Origin of the sequence: Paenibacillus sp. WLX2291, from assembly GCF_046603665.1 — a bacterium.
Classification (GTDB): domain Bacteria; phylum Bacillota; class Bacilli; order Paenibacillales; family Paenibacillaceae; genus Saccharibacillus.
Genome location: NZ_CP176755.1, coordinates 4,942,271 through 4,963,066 on the forward strand (window position 1 = coordinate 4,942,271; position 20,796 = coordinate 4,963,066).

The 20,796-nt window shown below is 47.4% G+C and carries 21 protein-coding genes; 8 read left to right on the forward strand and 13 right to left on the reverse strand.

Annotation, left to right across the window (positions count from 1 at the left end):
* Positions 1-82 precede the first annotated feature (82 nt).
* The 3 genes from ACDE64_RS21120 (at position 83) to ACDE64_RS21130 (ending at position 1,810) form a co-directional block, all read left to right on the forward strand.
* Entirely contained in the window at positions 83-433 is a 351-nt protein-coding gene (locus tag ACDE64_RS21120) for a DMT family transporter (protein ID WP_411344027.1), read from the forward strand.
* On the forward strand, positions 433-747 hold the full coding sequence (locus ACDE64_RS21125; RefSeq protein ID WP_411344028.1) for a DMT family transporter: 315 nt from the start codon (positions 433-435) through the stop codon (positions 745-747). The genes ACDE64_RS21120 and ACDE64_RS21125 overlap by 1 nt, the downstream gene beginning before the upstream one ends.
* Before the next feature lie 109 nt (positions 748-856).
* A complete protein-coding gene (locus ACDE64_RS21130) occupies positions 857-1,810 on the forward strand; it encodes a 1-phosphofructokinase family hexose kinase (protein WP_411344029.1) in 954 nt (317 codons plus the stop codon).
* Between the two features lie 3 nt (positions 1,811-1,813).
* Here ACDE64_RS21130 and ACDE64_RS21135 read toward each other — a convergent pair whose 3' ends face one another.
* From ACDE64_RS21135 to ACDE64_RS21145, 3 genes are all read right to left on the reverse strand, one after another.
* Positions 1,814-2,014 (reverse strand): hypothetical protein, encoded by a 201-nt coding sequence (locus ACDE64_RS21135; protein WP_411348181.1) that lies wholly within the window; start codon positions 2,012-2,014, stop codon positions 1,814-1,816.
* 129 nt (positions 2,015-2,143) lie between these two features.
* Positions 2,144-2,809 (reverse strand): molecular chaperone, encoded by a 666-nt coding sequence (locus tag ACDE64_RS21140; protein ID WP_411348182.1) that lies wholly within the window; start codon positions 2,807-2,809, stop codon positions 2,144-2,146.
* Between the two features lie 285 nt (positions 2,810-3,094).
* A complete protein-coding gene (locus ACDE64_RS21145; protein WP_411348183.1) occupies positions 3,095-3,787 on the reverse strand; it encodes a molybdenum cofactor guanylyltransferase in 693 nt (230 codons plus the stop codon).
* Positions 3,788-4,174: 387 nt separating this feature from the next.
* On the opposite strand from ACDE64_RS21145, the gene ACDE64_RS21150 reads away from it, so the two are divergent.
* Positions 4,175-5,374 carry an MFS transporter gene (locus ACDE64_RS21150; RefSeq protein WP_411348184.1) on the forward strand — a complete coding sequence of 400 codons (1,200 nt, stop codon included), beginning with the start codon at positions 4,175-4,177 and terminating at the stop codon, positions 5,372-5,374.
* A gap of 158 nt (positions 5,375-5,532) precedes the next feature.
* Here ACDE64_RS21150 and ACDE64_RS21155 read toward each other — a convergent pair whose 3' ends face one another.
* On the reverse strand, positions 5,533-7,233 hold the full coding sequence (locus tag ACDE64_RS21155) for a glutamine--tRNA ligase/YqeY domain fusion protein (protein WP_411348185.1): 1,701 nt from the start codon (positions 7,231-7,233) through the stop codon (positions 5,533-5,535).
* Positions 7,234-7,460: 227 nt separating this feature from the next.
* Here ACDE64_RS21155 and ACDE64_RS21160 point away from each other — a divergent pair, with 227 nt between their 5' ends.
* Both ACDE64_RS21160 and ACDE64_RS21165 read left to right on the forward strand, forming a co-directional pair.
* Complete coding sequence (locus ACDE64_RS21160) at positions 7,461-7,721, forward strand: DUF2164 domain-containing protein (RefSeq protein WP_411344035.1); 261 nt, start codon at positions 7,461-7,463, stop codon at positions 7,719-7,721.
* A gap of 49 nt (positions 7,722-7,770) precedes the next feature.
* A complete protein-coding gene (locus ACDE64_RS21165) occupies positions 7,771-8,319 on the forward strand; it encodes a GNAT family N-acetyltransferase (protein WP_411348186.1) in 549 nt (182 codons plus the stop codon).
* Positions 8,320-8,424: 105 nt separating this feature from the next.
* Here ACDE64_RS21165 and ACDE64_RS21170 read toward each other — a convergent pair whose 3' ends face one another.
* Positions 8,425-9,192 carry a DUF4062 domain-containing protein gene (locus ACDE64_RS21170; RefSeq protein ID WP_411348187.1) on the reverse strand — a complete coding sequence of 256 codons (768 nt, stop codon included), beginning with the start codon at positions 9,190-9,192 and terminating at the stop codon, positions 8,425-8,427.
* A 225-nt stretch (positions 9,193-9,417) separates the two neighbouring features.
* On the opposite strand from ACDE64_RS21170, the gene ACDE64_RS21175 reads away from it, so the two are divergent.
* Positions 9,418-9,846, forward strand: a complete 429-nt coding sequence (locus ACDE64_RS21175) for a hypothetical protein (protein ID WP_411344039.1) — start codon at positions 9,418-9,420, stop codon at positions 9,844-9,846.
* Between the two features lies 1 nt (position 9,847).
* On the opposite strand, the gene ACDE64_RS21180 is transcribed toward ACDE64_RS21175, so the two are convergent.
* Together ACDE64_RS21180 and ACDE64_RS21185 are read right to left on the reverse strand one after the other, a co-directional pair.
* A complete protein-coding gene (locus ACDE64_RS21180) occupies positions 9,848-10,345 on the reverse strand; it encodes a GNAT family N-acetyltransferase (RefSeq protein ID WP_411348188.1) in 498 nt (165 codons plus the stop codon).
* Between the two features lie 282 nt (positions 10,346-10,627).
* A complete protein-coding gene (locus tag ACDE64_RS21185) occupies positions 10,628-11,851 on the reverse strand; it encodes an MFS transporter (protein ID WP_411348189.1) in 1,224 nt (407 codons plus the stop codon).
* A gap of 234 nt (positions 11,852-12,085) precedes the next feature.
* Here ACDE64_RS21185 and ACDE64_RS21190 point away from each other — a divergent pair, with 234 nt between their 5' ends.
* Positions 12,086-12,211, forward strand: a complete 126-nt coding sequence (locus ACDE64_RS21190; protein ID WP_411348190.1) for a sigma factor — start codon at positions 12,086-12,088, stop codon at positions 12,209-12,211.
* A gap of 543 nt (positions 12,212-12,754) precedes the next feature.
* Here the strand turns inward: ACDE64_RS21190 and ACDE64_RS21195 are convergent.
* The 6 genes from ACDE64_RS21195 to ACDE64_RS21220 form a co-directional block, all read right to left on the reverse strand.
* Positions 12,755-13,963 carry an ATP-binding protein gene (locus ACDE64_RS21195; RefSeq protein ID WP_411348191.1) on the reverse strand — a complete coding sequence of 403 codons (1,209 nt, stop codon included), beginning with the start codon at positions 13,961-13,963 and terminating at the stop codon, positions 12,755-12,757.
* Positions 13,964-14,238: 275 nt separating this feature from the next.
* A complete protein-coding gene (locus ACDE64_RS21200) occupies positions 14,239-15,135 on the reverse strand; it encodes a formate/nitrite transporter family protein (protein WP_411348192.1) in 897 nt (298 codons plus the stop codon).
* A gap of 229 nt (positions 15,136-15,364) precedes the next feature.
* Positions 15,365-16,726: an FAD-dependent oxidoreductase gene (locus tag ACDE64_RS21205; RefSeq protein ID WP_411348193.1), complete on the reverse strand. Its 1,362-nt coding sequence runs from the start codon at positions 16,724-16,726 to the stop codon at positions 15,365-15,367.
* A 765-nt stretch (positions 16,727-17,491) separates the two neighbouring features.
* Positions 17,492-18,358 carry an ABC transporter ATP-binding protein gene (locus ACDE64_RS21210; protein ID WP_411348194.1) on the reverse strand — a complete coding sequence of 289 codons (867 nt, stop codon included), beginning with the start codon at positions 18,356-18,358 and terminating at the stop codon, positions 17,492-17,494.
* Positions 18,359-18,625: 267 nt separating this feature from the next.
* Positions 18,626-19,651 carry a FecCD family ABC transporter permease gene (locus ACDE64_RS21215; RefSeq protein ID WP_411348195.1) on the reverse strand — a complete coding sequence of 342 codons (1,026 nt, stop codon included), beginning with the start codon at positions 19,649-19,651 and terminating at the stop codon, positions 18,626-18,628.
* A complete protein-coding gene (locus ACDE64_RS21220; protein ID WP_411348196.1) occupies positions 19,648-20,703 on the reverse strand; it encodes a FecCD family ABC transporter permease in 1,056 nt (351 codons plus the stop codon). The genes ACDE64_RS21215 and ACDE64_RS21220 overlap by 4 nt, the downstream gene beginning before the upstream one ends.
* Positions 20,704-20,796: the final 93 nt, after the last annotated feature.

Genomic DNA, 20,796 nt, shown 5'->3' on the forward strand with positions numbered 1-20,796 from the left:
CGCAACATATCGGAACAACTCAACATTCGCAAGAAATCCAAATGTAGCAAAGATATAGATACAAAAAGGAGTTTGAGTAATCATGAATCGCAACTGGTTATACGTATTGATTGGCGGCTTGATCGAGGTCGTGTGGGTGTCGGGGCTGAAGCACGCTGCGTCACCGGGAGAATGGACGTTAACAGCAATCGGTATCGCCGCAAGCTTTTACCTTATCATTCAAGCTTCACGTCGCTTGCCAGTAGGCACGGTATATGCCGTATTTACTGGTATCGGCACGGGCGGAACGGTAGCGGCAGAGATGCTGATCTTCGGCGAACCGGTACAATGGGCGAAGATCGGTCTGATCCTGCTGCTGATGGCTGGCGTGATTGGATTGAAGCTTGTTACTGATAGTGATAGCAAATCCACAGCAAAGGCAGGTGAAGCATAATGTATTGGCTGAGTCTGATCGCTGCTGGTTGTTTTGAAATATTCGGCGTCATTTGTATGAATCGACTCGTTCGGCAACGCTCTCTGATGAATGTATTGCTGATGATTGTGGCGTTTGGCGGTAGCTTCTCGTTTCTGACATTTGCTATGAATGGCATCTCTATGGGCACGTCGTATGCGATCTGGACAGGGATTGGTACGGTGGGCGGAGCAATTGTCGGCATGCTTATGTATAATGAAGCAAGAAGCGGATTGCGCATTCTGTTTATCGCCATGATCGTAACGTCGGCAGTCGGATTAAAATTGATCTCCTGATGGTTGTCTGTTCCGGCAATACTCCGATCATACGAAAGTGGCGTTACAGACTGCGATACCGATATGGCAATCCACTCGTCACTACATGGTTTTGAAGGAGTATGCACGCATGATTACAACGGTCACGCTTAATGCAGCGCTGGATCTTGTGTATCAAGTATCCACGCTGCGTCCCGACACGGTACATCGCATTCAACACGGACTGATTCTTCCCGGCGGCAAAGGTGTCAACGCCGCCCGTATTATTCATCGGTTCGGTGAACCGGTAACCGCCGCTGGATTCGCAGCCGGTCATAATGGATATCGACTTATCTCGCTGCTACAAGAGGAAGAGATTCCGGCGCGGTTTACCGAAGCACAGGGCGAAACCCGGTTCGCGATTACGGTACTGGATCGGGAACAGAAAACCCAGACTGAATTTATCGAGCAAGGGGTTAGCGTCAATGTACAGCAGCTGGATCGGGTCGAAGAAGCGATTGCCAATCTGGCAGCCCATTCGCAGTGGGTGCTATTCTCCGGCAGTATGCCTAACGGCTGTCCCCCTCCCTTATACGGACGGCTAATCGAGATTGCCCGTCGTCATGGAGCGGCAACGGCGCTGGATACGAGCGGCGAAGCGCTGATGCATGGTATCAAGGCAGCGCCGTATCTAATCAAGCCCAATGAGCAGGAAGCCTGTCAGTGGGCAGGCATCTCGCCCGATTCGGCGGATCGTCCCAAGCGATTGCGTCAGGCGCTCACCGCGATGATGGATTACGGTGTAGAAATGCCTGTTATCTCGCTCGGTGCAGAGGGCGCAATTGCCGCCGAACGCTCGACAGGCAATTTCTACGAAGTGTCTGTACCACAATTGCAGATCGTCAGTCCACTCGGTAGCGGCGATGCGATGATGGCAGGAATGCTCGTATCTGCCAGTCGCGGCGGCTCAACGCGGGCGATGCTGCGGTTAGGTGCCGCCTGTGGCAGCGCCTGTGCGCTATATCCCGGAGCCGGTATACTGGACATGGAAGATGTGTACCGCATCGGCAATCATATCGACATACAACAATCCCCTGAAGCCTAAGGCTCAGGGGATTGTTGTGCGTGCGGGAAAGCGTACATCCATAAAGATCTCACCGGTCTGCGTATCGCTTACGACAAAATTGATTTCATGTGGCACCAGTTCATTGCGTGTATACTGTCTAGCCCAGTCCAACGACGGAAATTCCTTTTCAACCTCACATGATCGGACGACAATCTTCGGCAACATGCCCCTATGCTCGTTCAAGGTGGTCAGCCTCCCTTTACTACTCCATTGGACAATTCAGCTGCGTTTGAAGCCGTATAAACGCATTTTTTGTATAAAAATAACAATTATGGGCTAATATTCACTCCATCACTAATGTCAGATAGTTCCTTAGACGTACCGCAGGTCTGCCGCATAATGACGCAAATCTTCCTGATCCTGTTCCAGATAAGCCAGTACCATCTCCGCCCACTGTCCATACAGGGAATGGGTCGCTTGCTGTTGCAGCTGCTGGCACAATGCCGGAACCCACGGCTGTAAATAATGCTCCATAAAATCAAGCTGCGCTTGAATCACGTTGATCTGCTCCAGCGTATTGCCTTCGCTCTCGGCTAATCGTTCTGCCAGCAGTGACATGAATTCCAATTCAATGCCGATATGATCATCGGTTTCCTGCGCGGTCTTTTTGAAGGTAATGCCTGCACGGGAATAGACCGAATTCAGCATCGCTTCATATCCGCAAGGCTCTTGCCCCGGACGAACATACTCTGCCGCCCGGAAGCCGGATGGCAATCCGTGCTGTTCAAACAGATGCTCATATACGCTGCACTGCTGGTCAGCGTCCTGAATAATGTTGGCAAGGGGTGTATCTTCAAGCGTGAGCAGCAATGCGTGAGGACGAGCGGATAACTGCATCAACCGTCCCGCTTCCCGGCGCCATTCGATCAGCTTGGAAAGGGTTGGTTTGCGCTGCAACATCTCACTCAATAAACGATACGTCATGACCCGGCTGTATAACCAATCTGTGTTCGTCTTCACTTCTGCATTCACCGTCATGTCAATACACTCCTTGTGATTTTTTTCACTTCAAATATGATGTCATTTCAACTATGATTGCACTAATTCACTTCAGGCGGTACATAGTATGAACATGTGACGCCTGTACGTTTGCGAAGCAGATAGCGGACTATCTTTCGCTTGACCATATTGTAACCGATATCACAAACTCCATGTGCATTTTACGCATACGTTCATAAAATGGTCATCTTTTTCCAAAGATTACCTGACAAAATCATGTCCAGTGTCACAATATTTAGAACAAAAGCCGTGACGAACAGTTTTTTAGCTGTCGAACGGCTTTGGGACAATATGCAGTTTGCGTGCCTGTTCATACGCTTGTGGATCATTCATATTGTGTAGACACCATGCTGTCAGATCGCCTTGCATATCAGATGGTTGTGTACGCAGAATATCTTCCAGTGAGAGCTTCCGTACATGATGCTGCCCCAGCCAATCCATCACCTTCAACTGCCCCTGCTGTAACGACGTCGCAAGCGAGGCACGTACACTATGATGATACACCGCATACAGTGGATGCGTACGCTGTTGATAGGTTGGTACCACCGCCTGTACTGTCGGCGTTCCATCATACTGGACTTCGCTGTTATATGCTTCATGTAACAACAGATTCAATAAATTAGTACTAGCAAAAGGCAAATCACACGCACTCAGCACATACCATTCTGCATCCAACGTATTCATCCCCGCATACAAGCCTGACAACGGACCTGCGCCCGGAAACTCATCCTGCGCGAGCGGTATATTCAGAACATCATACTGTCGATCCAGAGCCGAAGCGAGACACATCTGATCTACACACGGTTGCACGGCAGCTACAACCCGCTCGATCACCGTCTGCCCACCGATATCCAGCAATGCCTTGTCTCTGCCCATCCGCCGCGATTGTCCACCTGCTAGTATAATGCCTGCGGTCGCGACTTTACTGTTATTTTGCCGTTGATTCCGTTGATCCATATGATCTATTCATCCTTCCTGTTCCTCATCATCGTTTCTATGCTCCATGATCTATGTTGTCTTCGTTACGTTGGATATATTACGACTATGCGCTTATGGATTCAAATTGTATGAAAACCTAGCTGCGCTAGTTCTACATTTTCATATGATACAGCTGTTATCTACTCAAGAATACAATCACCTTTCCTTTTCAGGCACACGTTACGTATACCGTTATTATAGCGATTTAGCCTGCATGTTTCGCCTATTCCGAATGAGCCGATAGCAATGCAATATATCTAGATTCATAAACCCGCAGATAGCCGCATTTTCATACAAAATGGTTTGTATCCCCTTACAACTAATGATACAGTAAATGCAATGTCCCATGGAAAGGATTGTCGCATCGTGGATTCATACCCAGTCAAGTCTGCCTTTACCACACTTCGGTGGTATACCTTTTTTATTTATGGAACGATGGTGATCTTCACCAGCTTCTTTCAATTATATTTGCAAGATATCGGCATGACCCAGAGTGAGATTGGCGCCTTGATGGCGATTGGACCTTTTATATCGTTGTTCGCGAACCCGTTCTGGGGCTATCTGGGTGACCGGCTGCAAAATGTACGGCTAGTGCTACTACTGATGATGACTGGTACACTGCTAATCGTACAGATCGTTTTCCATCTTAACGATTATGTGGTGATGTACATTGTCATGGCATGCTTTTTCTTTTTCCAAACACCGATGTTTGCACAATCCAGCACACTGATCCTCAACTATATCGACGGTACACCTTACAAATTTGGTGGCTTTCGATTGTATGGCTCGCTTGGATGGGCATTGACTGCGGTTTGTGCCGGACCGATCATTGATTATCTCGGTGTGCCACGAATTGGTAATGTATTTACGATGTTGCTGCTCGTAGCGATTGCGCTGATGCTGATGTTACCTGCACAGGCGAAGCAGCCCGGCGGCGGTGCTGTTATGAATCTGACCGCGTTGAAGCAGATCGGGAGCAATTTGTATTTTATCGGCTTTATCGTGCTCGGTGTGCTCGTTTCGATTCCGAATATGATGAACAGCACCTTTCTGTCTCTGTATGTGATTGAACTCGGCGGCAGCAAAAGTATGGTCGGATGGGCTGTATTCGCATCCTCGATCTTTGAAGCGGCGCTGTTTCTGTTATTTGACCGGTTTCTAAAACGTAAAGTGTCCTTTATGATCGGTTGGTTGGCGCTCGTCAGTCTGTTATTCACGCTACGCTGGCTGCTCATGGCAGAAGCGGTGAGTCCACTGCAAGTCATTTTCATCCAATTGCTGCATGCAGTGACCTTTGGCGGATACTTCTATGTAGGTACGCAATTGACGATGATGTTCGTACCGAATGCGTTCCGCAGCTCGGGGCAAGCGCTGTATACGATGACATGGAGCGGTGTCTCCGGTGTCGTTGCCGGCTTCCTCGGCGGCTGGTTGTTTCAGAATTTCGGTTCCGAGCAAATGTATCTGGCAGGTGTCGCACTGTCACTTCTAGGCGCAATTGGCTTTGCGTTCATGTGGCTGAATATCCGGCGTACCGACTACCGTCTGCCGGATGAAGACATATAATATATAACCAGCAAAATAACCAACAAAAAATCAAATAACCAACAAAAAAGTCGCGGCTCCGTTACAGGGAACCGCGACTTTTGTATAAAATCCAAGATACTTTGTATCCTCGTTCAATGAACTACAGATGCAATATCCATGCTGCATTTGTGCTACCGTTACGCTTTTGGCAGCTTGAACGAACTCTTCATGGATACGACAAGGTTAAACACCGGATCGCCCGGCATCGTGTATTTCGGATCAGCACTGAAATACCCATGACGGAAAAATTGATAACGATCATAGCCTTGTGATTCTTTCAGACCCGGCTCGACAAAACCATGAACGATTTCCAGTGAGTTTGGATTGATGGAATCAAGGAATGTTTTCTCTGGAATCTCATCGTTGCCACCAGCAGTTTCTTCGACCAGCTCTTCTTCCTCGGCTTTGATCAGCGGCTCGTACAGACGGAATTCTGCCGGTACAGCTTGTGTCGCTTCGACCCAGTGGATGGTACCTTTCACTTTGCGATCGGTAAAGCCAGTGCCGCTCTTCGTTTCCTGATCATACGTACAATGAATCTCAGTCACATTGCCGTCGGCATCTTTGACGAAATCATTGCATTTAATGAAATACGCATGCTTCAGACGCACTTCATTGCCCGGATACAGGCGGTGGTACTTGGCAGGCGGTTCTTCCATAAAGTCATCCTGCTCGATATAAATTTCGCGCGAAAACGGAATTTGGCGGATGCCCATCTCTTCGTTTTCCGGGTTGTTTTCCGCGTCCAGCATCTCCACTTGTCCTTCTGGATAGTTGGTAATGACCACTTTCAGCGGACGCAGTACGCCCATCGTGCGCGGTACAGTCAATTTCAGATCTTCACGGACAAAGTGATCTAGCATTTGCAGATCGACGATACCCTGACTTTTGGAGATCCCGGTCTCGAATACGAAGGAACGCAGTGCTTCCGGTGTGAAGCCGCGACGTCGCAAACCAGAGATTGTCGGCATACGCGGATCATCCCAGCCGTCTACAATGTTCTCGTCCACAAGCAGCTTCAGCTTGCGCTTACTGGTCAGCGTTTGTGCTACATTCAGGCGACCGTACTCATATTGATGCGGCTCGGCATCGACATCGCACTCACGGATAACCCAATCGTAAAATGGACGTTGGTCTTCAAACTCCACCGTACACAGGGAATGGGTAATCTTCTCATACGCATCTTCCAGCGGATGGGCAAAGGTATACATCGGGTAGATGCACCATTTGTCACCTGTGTTATGATGCTCCAGATGCGCGATACGATAAATGACCGGATCACGCATATTGATGTTCGGCGAGGACATGTCGATCTTGGCACGCAGTACCTTTTCCCCGTTGCCGAATTTGCCGTCACGCATTTGGCGGAACAGCTCCATATTCTCGTCGACGCTGCGATTGCGGTACGGGCTGTCTTTGCCCGGCTCGGTCAGCGTACCACGATTTTCGCGAATTTGGTCAGCGGTTTGGTCGTCGATATAAGCAAGACCTTTGGTGATCAGCAGTTCGGCTTTTTCGTACATAAAGTCGAAGTAATCGGAAGCAAAATATTTACCTTCCCATTCATAGCCCAGCCATTTTACATCTTCCTCAATGGAACGGACATATTCTTCGTCTTCTTTGGCAGGGTTCGTATCGTCAAAGCGCAGATGCGTTTTGCCACCAAATTCGTCAGCCAACGCAAAATTCACCCAGATGGCTTTGGCATGACCGATATGAAGATAACCGTTCGGCTCCGGCGGGAAACGAGTCACAATGTTGTTCACTTTGCCGGACTTCAGGTCGTCGGTAATGATTGTTTTAATAAAGTTAGAAGGAGTCAAATTTGGGTTCTCCACACCTATCAACCTTTCATCGTTCAGTTTCTGTTCAATACATTCTATTATAACGGTTATATAGACTTAGGCAAGGATAAGCGGCTTTTTACAGTCACGCGAAATGGTAATGAAAACGCTATATTCCCCGCAAAATCCCTTTTGACGAAGATCGGCGAATACGGTAGCATAGATGAATATCATGACTGACTGCATAACAAATTCACTATTATAGAATCCAAGGAGTGTGTATGATGAACCAGATCAAACTGTCCCGTGAAACCCGCGATACACTGATTGCCAACATCCAACAATTTTTTGAAATGGAGCGCGGCGAGATGATCGGTGAGCTGGCAGCAGATGGCGTGCTGGACTTTGTATTAAAAGAAATCGGTCCGCATATGTACAATCAGGCACTTGCCGATTGCCGTACACTCGTTAACGAACGGATGGCAGGCATCGAAGAAGATATTTATGCGCTCGAACAGCGAACTGCTCTACGCAAACGGTAATTCTGATCCAGTCTTTGCACGTTAGACCACGAAAGCGAGGAAGCACTGCATGTTTACATACATTCTGGATGAAGAGATTGAATTAAGACCGCTGGAACCTGCGCACGCGCGTCACATTTATCAGCTGATCGATCAGTCCCGCAGTCATCTGCGTCAGTGGTTGCCCTGGGTGGATGCCAATACGTCGGTCGAGGACAGCGAGAACTTCGTACGCGCCAGTCTGACACAGGCGTTGGAAAATGGCGGCTTCAACGCGGGGATTTGGTACAAAGACCAGCTGGCAGGTATTATCGGCTTTCACGAGATCAACTGGAATCACCGCTCGGTCGGCATCGGTTACTGGCTGGGCGAGTCGTTTCAAGGCAATGGGCTGATTACTTCTGCGCTGCGGGCGATGCTGGATTATGCGATGCTGGAGCTGAATTTGCACCGGGTGGAGATCCGCTGTGCCACCGCGAATAAGCGTAGCCGGGCAGTACCGGAGCGGCTTGGATTTATTTTGGAAGGCATTATTCGGGAAGCAGAGCTACTGCCATCGGGGTATGTGGATCATGCAGTGTATGGGATGTTGCAGCAGGAATGGAAGTTGAAGCGGTAGGTATATAATCTCCTACACACACTTAATAATATTAATTATGTACTTATGGTAAAGAGTTGAACTTCTCTTTAGATAACTAAAGCTTAGAAATTCAACTCTTTATTTTCAAGAATGTTTTTTTAAAAATTCTGTAATTTCTATTTTTCTAGATTGCGGGAATACCCACCCTTTTAATCCTTTATTCCATCTTCCGCCAAACTCTTTTAATTGATTTTTTAATTGTGCAGTATCCCCTTTTACTAGGAAGCTGCGAATCTCACCATCTTTCTCATAATCTTCTATATAAATAGATCTATCTTTCATTACTTCTAGAATTTCCGGCTTACTAATAGTTTTTTTGGAAATAGGTATCGATCCTTTATTTTTCACAAGATGTTCAATATTGATTGCCAATTGTCTGGCAAATTTTTCTTTCAAATCTTGCGAGCCACTGTAACTTTCAACAAGTCCAATAGGACGTAACTTTTCCTTAAACTCAGTCAGTTGTTTAAACTGGTCTATGTCAATTTTATCTAACTCAGCTGCTTTGGAACAAAAATATATCATAGCCGGTTTACCCGACTTAATGAAGTACTCAATTTCTTCAACCGTGCCACTCTCTGATAACCCAGTATGTGTACCTATACGAGTCCAAAATAAACCTACTAATAGGTCACAATCTTTGACTAGTTGTTCATTGATAACTTGTTGAGGACGTTCCCCTAATAGAGGCGCTGAATGAGTTTCCCATCTTACTGGAAGAATTACAATATTAGATGAAGCTGCTCTAAGATCATTCCATTCACTGATTACTTGAGGAATTATATCTCTATCATTACCTACATCTCCCGGAGAGGCAATCAGTATTCTAAATACCTCAGCTTTAAAAGTCATAAACTGTTCCTCCTTTGATCACTTCAAACTCAACTTTCATATAATTATATTACGTTTAGTATTTTAAAGACAATTTATTTTATATCTTGTATTTAATGATGAAAAAAATAATGATTATCTAGTTTTCATCATTTCTTTACACCAATTTAAGTTTGATTTAAGCCAGCACGTTTATGATAGGGTTGCACCACCATTATGAAAGCAAACGCAAAGAGAGGTATCCATATGAAACGCACGAACATCAATCACCGCGCCCGCAAAGGGAAAGCGATGATCAGCACACTGTTCCTCGGCATTGCCATTAGCAGTATGTTACTCGGAGAACAAGCGAATGCACAGGCAGCCGTCAAAACGTCCACTGCTTCCTCTGTTGTCCGTGAACAGCAGGACCCGTTCCTGAGTGCAGTCGGCGCCACTTCAGATGAGGATGTCTATGATGATCTGTATGAAGGTGAAACACTCGCGGATACAGCACGCCGCAACGAGAAAGACCCACAGGCTGTGATTGACCTGCAGGTGTCCCAGATGAACGACATGCTCATGCAAAGGCTGATCAACGGAAGCCTGACGCCTGATACATACCGGGCGCAAAAGGAAGAGCTGACCGAACTGATCACGAAAAGTGTCTACGGCCAGCAATCCTATAACCTGTAATCTATAACCAGTACGTCATCAAAATGTCATCCACATATTGTCCGTGAATATAGAATTGTTCCTGAAGCCGTCCATTTTCGACGAATCCGTATTTGTCGTAAAAATGGACGGCTTCTTCGTTCGTCGATAATACGCGTAGGGTCAGCTTGCGAATACCTTGCTGGCGTGCATATCGGCATAACGTATCCAGCAGCTTGACGCCGACACCGAGCCGACGATAGTTAGGATGAACAGCGATGTGAATATCGTATACATGACGACTAACGGCAAACGACTGCGGACAAGCAAACCCAACATATCCGCAGATTACATCGTCCTGTACCGCCAGCAATTGGCTGCCCGGCGGACAAGCTTGTAAATATTCACGGCGGGTTGTGCAATAAAAGACGGACGGTGTATTGATATGATTCCAGACAAGCTGATCTAGCTGCATCAGCTGCCTTGCATCCTTCATAGTAGACAGGCGAATGGTGATATTCGGTACGGAACGAATCGGCATGACAGGAACTCCTTTCGATCTGGAGTACATTCATCTACAGTCATCCTGAGCCAAACTTGAGCAAAGACGACTTGAATAAATTATAAACAGGAATGAACAAAATAAATACCAGCAAAAAAAGCACTCTTCTGCAAAAAGAGTGCTTTTCGATACGCTATGCAGACACAATTTGTCTATTTACTGTGCTGTGCTGTGCTGTGCTGTGCTGTGCTGTGCTGTGCTGTGCTGTGCTGTGCTGTGCTGTGCCAAATGGTACTACTTTCTACTTTCCAAAAGGCAAGCTTACTGTCTAGGCTTCAGCATCACTCCGCGCTGCGCAACACTATGAACCAGATAAAATGCGAGCGACAATACAGCTGCAATCACAGCGACCCATGTCACCGGAATCAATCCACCCTGATCGTAGAATATCCCCATCACATAAGGGCCAATTACCCTACCAACCGCACCGATGCCACCAGCGACACCGAGATAAAATGGCGCATACGCCCCCGTCCGCTCAGACACAAACGACGGAATCGCCGGAGAGATCAGCATCTCGCCAAACGTAGTCAGAATCATCGCTACGATAAACGCAGGATAGTTGTGAAAACCTAGAATGACGATATACCCGAGCAGGTAAAAAACTGCGCTCGCCGTCATCTGCGCCTGCGCCGTATTAGCGAACCACCGCCGAATCAAGTGAATGAATGGCTGTCCGGCAAAGATCAGAATGCCATTCATCGTCCACAGCAGGCTATAATAGCTGATCAACAGACCAGAGCTAACGATAAACGGCGATACCCCGGTATTCCAGATCGAATTGCCCAGCCACAGAAACAAAGTCGCCACACCCATAAACAGATAAATGCGTACCTGTCCCAGCAACCAGCCCGCACTTTCCCCACGTCCCGCTTTCGGACGACCGGGATTGTTATCGTCGATATGCTGACTGTCGCCCGTACCGATTTTGCTTAAATAAACGAAGAAAAATCCGGCAAACAGTACACAACTCAATCCATTAATCACAAACGACAAATAATACGAAATATCTGCTAGCACACCGCATAACGCCGTTCCCAGCGCTACCCCGATATTGTTAGCAACATACACGATATTGAATAGCTCCCCGCGCCGATCCGCAAAGCGAAACCCGATAAACGCCTGAATCGCTGGCATCGACATAGAGTTGAACAGCCCGATCATTACCATCGCACCCATAAACCAGTACCAGTGCGTACTGACAAAAGGCAGTGTAAACAAAAACAGTCCATTGAATAGCAGCGATCCCACGATTAGCTTACGCACACCGAGTCGATGATATAGCGAACCACCCAACAGTTGCCCGATAATGCCGCCCAGCGATTGCAATAGCACCACTAGACCAGCATCCTGCATCGGACGCCCCAGCTCCTGATACACAAACAACGTAACGAGCGGCCACATTAACGACCCGCCTGCCGCATTGAGCAGACTGGCAAGCAAAAACACCTGAATTTCCTTTGGATATGATTTGAGCCAGCGCATGATGTATTCCTTTCTATCCTCATTCCAATGTCAGTTCCGATCTGAGCATGTATAATGAAGGCAATGACCTGTTATTGGCTTAACTTGCTACGGAACTTAGCTAAACAGCGCAAATAGCCAAACATACACGCTAACGCCATCTCGTCAAACACATAAAGTCTAGTATGCTTGATCACAATCGCAACGGGCAAGCATCTTCATTGCCGCTTTACATTGATAAGGAGTTGAATATAGATGAAATATCCACAGTCTCCGACATTGGAGCAGCTGTACGAGGAATACTATACCTTGTTAACTGCTGTCGCTTACCGTATGACCGGTTCAAATGGCGATGCCGAAGATATGGTGCAGGATGTCTGAGTTGAACGTTTCGACAGATGATAAACAATGCCGAAATAGCATTTCGACTTACTGTATTTGCGATATGTATGTGCGATTTATCGGCATTCTTTTCCTACGTATAGGCATACAAAATAGCAAAGCAGAAATTTTTCGTTTTTTCGAATATAGCTATGTTTCAATCACACACTTACCGTTTAACAATAAGTAACGGCATTTGGCAAGAGTGATGTCCCCTTCATTCTTACCTTCTGTCATATCATGGACCACTCCCGGAATCCGCCATACTACGGTTTCGTTCCCCCGAACCGAATTATGGCGGATTTCATTTTGCCTAATTATTGATCAAATCAAAACAGGACCTGCTCTGAAGATGCAGGTCCTGTTTCTTTATATATTCTGTTCCGATGATTGTTCGACAATTTGGGTTCTTTGCAACATAGCCGAGATGACGAATGCCATTCATTGGCACGGTCAAACCTTCTCATTTTCACCTAGCTACATCAATAGAAGCTAGTTTTAGTTATGATCTCGTTGTATTTATAATCTGGCTATATCACTTCATTACCGTTTCCCTTGTTGCAGCGCCAGAATGCTATTCAGCAGATGCAATTTGCGAATCGGCTTAGGAATAACCGTTTCAAAGGTATCACGGAATTCTCCTTCTACCTTCTCACCAAGAGGAGCTAGCAAGAATAACGGCTGCTTCTGAATCTTCATTCGCTCTTTCATCCAGCGTTCACGATCAATCAGCACGAGATCCACTAGCACGAGATCATATTCATGATGATACAATTCATCAAAGAACCGTTCATCCATCTCATGAATAACTGTCACCTGCGCATTCCACTCATCTAGCATATTGCGAAGCAATGTACGACAGATATCATTATTCTCCAACAGTAAAATACGAGTATCATGCAAGACGTTATTTTGGAACGGAATCGACGGCAGATCTGTATACCGTTCAAAATGCAGCACGATATCAATCGCTGTACCTACACCATCCATACTTTTGGCTTCAATCGTTCCACCCATTAGTTCAACGAGTTGCTTGCAAATAGCCAGCCCAAGTCCAGTGCCTTGATGCATATGCTCGCTCTGCTCATGCATTTGCGTATAGGCTTCAAAAATATGCGCCAAGCGTTCCTTCGGAATACCAATCCCTGTATCTTCTACGCAAATCTTGACAGTCAAGCGATCTGGCTGCTCATCTGGCAACAGAAACAGCGAGATTGTAATATCTCCTTGTTTCGTGAATTTGATAGAGTTTTGCAATAAATTCATAATCACCTGTCTGACTTTGAGTGCATCGCCGATGACAAACAGGGGAATATCTGAATGTACATTCAGATGAACATGTACGCCTTTTTCAAATGCACGAGGCGATAACGCATATGTCAAATCTTCAATTGTATTAATCAGATCAAACGGATCGCGATTCAATTTCAACTTACCAGCTTCCATCTTGCCAATATCCAGCAGGTTATTAACGAGCGCCATTAACGCTTCACTACTGCCATTCAGTATCCCCATATAACTTTGCTGTTCTTCATCCAAAGATGTGTTTTGCAAAAGTTCAATCATGGACAGAATGCCATTCATCGGTGTACGGATTTCATGGCTAAGCATGGATATAAAGCGTGCCTTATTCTCGGCTTTTTGCTCGGCAATCATCAATGACTGCTCATGATCGTCCAACTTGAGCCGAAGCCTAGCTAGCTCCTGTTCCATTTCTTGTTGCTTTTCAATTAGTTCGTTTATCTTTTCCATCTTGCACCTCGAGAATCGTTCTGTACAAAATTAACCATTTCACAAACCATGTATACCACTATACCATATACAATCTATACTATTACCCGTATCTTATCATTTAAACCAATTTTACAACTCGAAACCTACTTAGCTATCAATTTGTGAAATGAGACCTGTAATAATAAGCAAAAAGCCGGGACTTCGCCTGTGCAACATGGGCGTCCCGGCTGACTTCTTGTATCGTGGATCATAAATGATCCTACTTGCGTAATGTGCTATAGATCAGGATTGCATCAATGCGTCTGCTCGCTATGCTGCAATGGCATCGCCGTCGCGGAAGCTGCTGTATGTTCGTTCAGCGCTGACTGTGTTGATACACCGTGCTGCCCACTGGCATTGCCTGCTGCTGGAATGGTTGCATTGGTTGGACGGATATATGCGGCAAAATACGCGCAAGCAACAAACAACGCACCACCAGTCAGATTACCAAGCCAAACGGGAACGAAATTCATAAAATACTGTGCCCATGAATAATGACCTGCAAAGATCGCTGCTGGAATCAGAAACATATTGGCGACAACGTGCTGAAATCCAATGGCAACAAACGCCATCGTCGGGAACCAGATGCCTAGCACCTTGCCGCTGATGTTGTCTGCGCTGTACGACAGCCACACAGCCAGTGCCACCAACCAATTACAACCGATACCGGAAATGAACATTTGCAAGAAGGTTCCTTCCAGCTTGTGCCCCGCCATCTCAACTGTCTTCGCCAGATACGGTCCAGTTTCCGTCAAACCAACGATATGTCCAAAGAAATAAGCGACGAACAAAGCACCAAGCATATTCGCAAGCGTAATCGCTACGAGATTGCGCGCTACTTCCATCGTTGTAATTTTACGTGCCATGCGTGCCAGCGGCACAGCCATCATATTTCCAGTTAACAGTTCCCCGCCAGCGATGAGCACCAGAACGAGTCCGACCGGGAATAGCGAAGCTCCGACAAAATTGGCAAAGCTACCCCATTCTTCCGGCATGCTGGCAATCACTCGAATATCTAACAAAAATCCAAGTGCGATAAAAGCACCCGCCAAAAATCCAAGTACCAGCATCTGCGTCCAGCTGGAGCGTGCTTTGGTCACTCCAGTGTCAATCGTATTCATCGCGATTTGCTGCGGTTTGTAGTAAGCCATGAAGGGTTCTCTCCTTTGAATGTATGGTCATCCGTTTCGGTTAGCGGATATTTTCATATTTCAATTTTAATGAATTTACTTTGTGAAAAAAGTAACATTTATCACGATGAAGAGAATTTTTACGATAAACTGCGAAATTCATCACCATACATCCACGCAGACAGCCAAATAAAAAAGCCGCCATCATCAGATGGCGACTACAATGAACTTGTATCCTATGCAGATATGATTACACGTTCACGGTTTCTTTTTGCGCGACTTGTGGCAGTGCTTGCAGACCGACGCTGTTCAGGTAGTTCCACGGTTTGTTGTAGTGTGGTTGGAAGAAGAAATCGACAAAGGCGAGCTGATCAACCGTCATACGCGCCTGAATGAATACCGAGATCGTATTGATCGATTGCGTCAGATCGGCGTGCGACATGATCTGTGCACCAAGAATGCGACGGCTACCTGTTTCATAAACGACTTTCAGAGTCACTTTCTCATGGGTTGGCATGAATTCAGGACGGTAGTTGTCGTGAATGGTCGATGTTTCTACGTCCAGACCAGCAAGACGTGCAGCGACTTCGGTCATACCGGTTGCAGCGATATTTTCTTCATAAATTTTGATACCGGAAGTGCCTTGTGTACCGAGATATTCGGTCGTCGGGTTCACCAGATTGCGGGCAACGAGTGTACCCATGCGTACCGCATTGGTTGCCAGCGGGATGTACGCGTGTTGCTGGGTTGGGTTGTAGAAGATCGCACAGCTGTCACCAGCGGCGTACACGTCTTTTTTGCTTGTTTGCATGTACTTGTCAACGATGATTGCACCGTTTGGCAGCATATCCACCTGACCTGCCAGCAGTTCGGTTTGTGGACGGAAGCCGATGCACAGAATGACCATATCAGCGGTGTGTGTACCTTTATCGGTAACGACGGTGTTTACTTTGCCGTCGGCGCCTTCAAAGCGTACCACTTTCTCATTCAACGCCAGCTGGATACCTTGCTGTGTCAGCACTTCTTCGGTACGAGCGGTAAATTCAGGATCAAGGTATTTGCTCAGGATACGTTCTTCGGCATCGATCAGCGTCACTTGTTTGCCGTTCATTTGGAACGCTTCGACCAGCTCAACACCGATGTATCCAGCACCGACAACAACGATATGGTTGGCAGATTTGGCTTTCTCAATAATTGTATTCGAGTGATTAAAGTTCTTAGACAATACGATATTATCTAGTTCAATACCCGGGAATTTGGGAATGATCGGCCACGAGCCAGTTGTAACGATTAATTTGTCAAACGTATCTGTTAGCTCGGTTCCGGTCGTCAGATCGCGGGCAGTCAATGTTTTGGCGTCGGTGTCGACGGAAGTGACCTCGTGCAGCATTTTGGTGGTCACACCGAGTTCAGCTAGTTGCTGTGGCGACGAGTAGAACAACCCGTTCGCATCTTCTACGACACCACCGACATACAGCGCGATACCGCAAGACAGGAACGAAATATTGTCATTGCGTTCGTACACGGTGATCTGAGCGTCCGGGTACAATTTGGCGGTGTTGACAATGGCGGCGGTTCCTGCGTGAGTACATCCAATAACTGCTACTTTCATGGTTTCTTCCTCCTGTGTGTAACTCTATATTTTTGTATGTGGTGCAAATAAGTTATCCATTCCGTCAGTGACATCTGCTCCGTTCAGCGTTCTGTTCGCTGATAGAGACAACTTAGTGAATACATTCACATTTGATAGTAAAAAGAGAGGACAGCGATCTGAAGATGCAGATGGGAGTTTGCGATGAACATTCGTCTGCGGAAAGCTGTCCAAAAGGTACATGGAGGAACCGGGGAGAAACGTTGCCTGTTTCGGATTCCGATTCCGGTAAAGATGTATTGCCTGATGGGGTATAGTTGAAAACGTTGGTTGTGAATGTTTTCACCTTATGTGATTATTATATTGTGATAAATGTCACAATGCAAGGAGTTTGGGGAATGTTCATAGTTTGTTCAAATTTTCACATTTGGGGTGTGATTTAGGGTGTTGACTTGTTTGAAATGATGGCATGTAGGCAGCATTCACTTCGAGAAGGAATACGGGAACGTCCTTGGGTGGAGCCGCGTGAATCTTTTGGAATGGAAGTAAATGAAGATTCCCGCCCCTCCAAAGTCGTCCTTTTCCCGTATTCCTTCCCTCCGTTCCGTGCGGCTTGCATCAATTTCAAAAAGCTTAACACCTTGTAGTAGTCCTACCACAGTACGCTCCACATCATTCCGCATGTAAAAAACCCAACGAAGGTTGGTAGCCTTACTCGGTGGGTTCTTTTATGTCTTGTGATTTATAGCGCATGATTCTATTTTATGCGGATGCGATTGGGATGGATTAGTTTCGTGCGGCTTGCAGGATGTGTCCGTGTTGGCGGACTTCTTTGACTTGTTGTTCGGCGTTCAGGGCTGCTTGCACGTTGCCTTCGAGGGCGTATGGCAGACAGAGGGGCACGCCGCTGCGTGGGTCGGTGACGATGTCGGCTTCGATGCCGAATACGTCGCGCAGAACGTCGCAGGTCATGACTTCGGTTGGTGAGCCTTCGGCGATCGCTTTGCCTTGTTTGATCGCGATCATATGGTGTGCGTAGCGGGATGCGTGGTTCAGGTCATGCACGACCATGATGATGGTGCGATGGGCATCAGCATTGAGTTTTTCTAGCAGTTGCAACACTTCCAGCTGATGCGCCATATCGAGATAGGTGGTCGGCTCATCCAAGAATAGGATATCGGTATCCTGTGCCAGTGACATGGCGATCCAGGCGCGCTGGCGTTGACCGCCGGACAACTGGTCGATGGGACGATCGTGGAAATCGAGCATGCCTGTCGCTTCCATTGCCCAAGAGATCTTCTCTTTGTCTTCCGCCTTCATCGAACCAAAGCCTTTTTGGTATGGGAACCGACCGTATGATACTAGTTCGGTTACAGTCAGCCCTTCCGGTGCAGTTGGGGTTTGTGGCAAAATGGCGAGCTGCTTGGCAACTTCGCGTGTGGATTGCTTGTGAATCGATTTGCCGTCGAGCAGAACGGAGCCGTTTTTCGGTTGCATAATCCGCGCCATCGTCTTAAGAATGGTCGATTTTCCTGATCCGTTCGCACCGACAAGCGCTGTTATCTGCCCCTGTGGAATTTTAATATTCAAATCCTCGACAATCAGGCGATCCTCATAAGCAATATCCAATTTGGACGTCATCAAACGCACCATAGTTACCCATCCCTTTCAATCCGCAGCCGCCTGTTTGGCGGTCTGTCTGTATAATTCGGTGTGGCTCTTGCTGCCTCACCTTATGCCGATTGTATTCCGGCTACTATCCTTACGACGTTCATCTGCAATCTTTTTACGACTTACATCTATTCTGTGCCGCATCGTTCTATATGGAAAGAATACAGCCATTTGCTGAAAAATAACTTAGGCGTATATTGCACACCTACATGCGCTATATGAGACATGCGACAATGTCTTTCCATCCGTTCAAGCGCGCGAGCGTGCTAGTAAGTATAGAAAGTACGGTCCGCCGATAATGGCAACCATCACACCTGCGGGAATTTCCGAATTTTCCATCAGGGTGCGACCGACCATATCAGCGATGAGCAGCAGCACTGCACCGATCAGCGCACTGACTGGAATGACGTGCTCATAACGCGGACCGACGAGACGGCGTGCAATATGCGGACCCAATAATCCAATAAAGCCAATGCCGCCGCTAACGGCAACACAGGCGGCGCTCAGCGCTACTGCAATTACGAGCAATAATAGTCGCTGGCGATTTAAATACGAACCAAGTCCGGTCGCTGTATCGTCACCGAGTGAGAATACGTCCATCTGTCTTGCTTTCCATAATGCTGCTGGCAGCAAGACGATAATCCATGGCAACAATGCCGTAACGAATTTCCAGCTACTGCCCCAGATGCTGCCTGCTTGCCATGTCGCGATAAAGTTAAATTCATTCGGATCGAGCTGCAAGGTCAATACGATCATAAGCGCATTGATGCCTGCTGCCATCGCAATTCCCGACAGCACGAGACGTGAGGACGAGATGCCCTTGTTTTTTTTGTAAGCCATCAGATAGATACCGGTTGCGGCAGCGAATGCACCGATCAGTGCCAGAAATGGCAGCAGCATCGGTGATGCCGACTCTCGCATAGGATTGGTCACGACGAACAGCACGACTGCGAGCCCTGCACCAGAATTGATGCCGAGGATACCGGGATCAGCCAGCGCATTACGCGAGACACCTTGCAAAATCGCTCCTGCGACCGCCAAGCCCATACCGACGAGCAAAGCGATCACGATACGCGGCAACCGAAATTGAAATAGGATAAGTTCATCCCGCGCGGTTCCGCCGCCAAATAAGGTGCGTAGCACTTCCATTGGTGACATTTTCGTAAAGCCAGTATTCATGCTAAGAAGCAAGACAACAAAAGCAGCAATCGCCAGAACAACTAACGTAATGATCGTGCGAATCGTTCGTTTACGATTGAATATGACCTGATTCACAGATTATCCCCCACTTTCTTCCGAATGACATAGAAGAAGTAAGGAACCCCGATCAGGGCAATCAGCGCACTAACAGGCTGCTCGGTGGGCGGATTAAGCAATCGTCCGAACGTATCGGCGAATACGAGCAACAATGCACCGAGAATGGCAGATGTCGGAATTACCCATTTGTAATCCACACCAACGAGTGCACGCGCAGCATGTGGAATCATCAGACCGATGAAGCCAATAGCGCCGACTGTCGATACCGAAGCGCCTGCCAGCACCATCACGACCAGTACAGCACCAAGCCGTACTAACGCCGTGCGCTGTCCCAAACCAGAAGCGACATCATCGCCCAGACTGAGAATTGTTATCGATCGAGAAAGCAGAAATGAACCAATCAGCGCCGCTGTAATCCACGGCCATAGGATATTCACCTGACTCCACGTAACGCCTGCCACTCCGCCCGCATACCAGAACGCCAAGTCCTGTGAAATGCGGAAGTACAGCGCAATGCCTTCCGATAATGCAACAAGCATTGCTGCAACTGCTGCGCCTGCCAGTGCTAACCGCACTGGCGTTAAACCGCCGCGTGACAGCGAGCCTATGCCATAGACGAGTACTACACTCAGCGCTGCGCCGAGAAATGAAAACATAATCAGCTGGTTAAAGCTCAGTCCAGGGAAAAAAGCAAAACACAGTGCCAATACAAAACCTGCACCGGCATTGATCCCAAGCAAACCGGGATCTGCTAACGGGTTACGCGTCATCCCCTGCATGAGCGCACCAGCGACGGCAAACGATGCTCCAACTAGTGCACCGGCAATGGCACGCGGAAGCCGTAGCTCCCAGATCACCTGATGATCCTGATTGGATGGATTAAAATGAACCAAAGCCTGCCAGACGACATCCAGCGGGATTTGCCGACTTCCTTTGGCGACCGAAAACGCCAATCCGGCAGCCAGCAAAATCAAACCGCCGATAATAATCAGAAGCGCTGCGTAAGGACGCGACCAGATTTCTTCTTTCGGCGAGGTCTGCCGGCCTTTTACATGCGTACTGCGAGTCATAAGCAAGCCTCTTTCTAAATCTCATAATCAATACATATAAATGGAGCCGCCGACATCCATCATGGATAAACGGACAGCTCATTGTGGGTGTGT

Coding starts and splice junctions, on each gene's coding strand:
- ACDE64_RS21120 (WP_411344027.1), top strand. CDS start 83: ATGAATCGCAACTGGTTATACGTATTGATTGGCGGCTTGATCGAGGTC.
- ACDE64_RS21125 (WP_411344028.1), top strand. CDS start 433: ATGTATTGGCTGAGTCTGATCGCTGCTGGTTGTTTTGAAATATTCGGC.
- ACDE64_RS21130 (WP_411344029.1), top strand. CDS start 857: ATGATTACAACGGTCACGCTTAATGCAGCGCTGGATCTTGTGTATCAA.
- ACDE64_RS21140 (WP_411348182.1), bottom strand. CDS start 2,809: ATGACGGTGAATGCAGAAGTGAAGACGAACACAGATTGGTTATACAGC.
- ACDE64_RS21145 (WP_411348183.1), bottom strand. CDS start 3,787: ATGGATCAACGGAATCAACGGCAAAATAACAGTAAAGTCGCGACCGCA.
- ACDE64_RS21160 (WP_411344035.1), top strand. CDS start 7,461: ATGATGAACCAGATCAAACTGTCCCGTGAAACCCGCGATACACTGATT.
- ACDE64_RS21165 (WP_411348186.1), top strand. CDS start 7,771: ATGTTTACATACATTCTGGATGAAGAGATTGAATTAAGACCGCTGGAA.
- ACDE64_RS21170 (WP_411348187.1), bottom strand. CDS start 9,192: ATGACTTTTAAAGCTGAGGTATTTAGAATACTGATTGCCTCTCCGGGA.
- ACDE64_RS21175 (WP_411344039.1), top strand. CDS start 9,418: ATGAAACGCACGAACATCAATCACCGCGCCCGCAAAGGGAAAGCGATG.
- ACDE64_RS21180 (WP_411348188.1), bottom strand. CDS start 10,345: ATGCCGATTCGTTCCGTACCGAATATCACCATTCGCCTGTCTACTATG.
- ACDE64_RS21185 (WP_411348189.1), bottom strand. CDS start 11,851: ATGCGCTGGCTCAAATCATATCCAAAGGAAATTCAGGTGTTTTTGCTT.
- ACDE64_RS21190 (WP_411348190.1), top strand. CDS start 12,086: ATGAAATATCCACAGTCTCCGACATTGGAGCAGCTGTACGAGGAATAC.
- ACDE64_RS21195 (WP_411348191.1), bottom strand. CDS start 13,963: ATGGAAAAGATAAACGAACTAATTGAAAAGCAACAAGAAATGGAACAG.
- ACDE64_RS21200 (WP_411348192.1), bottom strand. CDS start 15,135: ATGGCTTACTACAAACCGCAGCAAATCGCGATGAATACGATTGACACT.
- ACDE64_RS21205 (WP_411348193.1), bottom strand. CDS start 16,726: ATGAAAGTAGCAGTTATTGGATGTACTCACGCAGGAACCGCCGCCATT.
- ACDE64_RS21210 (WP_411348194.1), bottom strand. CDS start 18,358: ATGGTGCGTTTGATGACGTCCAAATTGGATATTGCTTATGAGGATCGC.
- ACDE64_RS21220 (WP_411348196.1), bottom strand. CDS start 20,703: ATGACTCGCAGTACGCATGTAAAAGGCCGGCAGACCTCGCCGAAAGAA.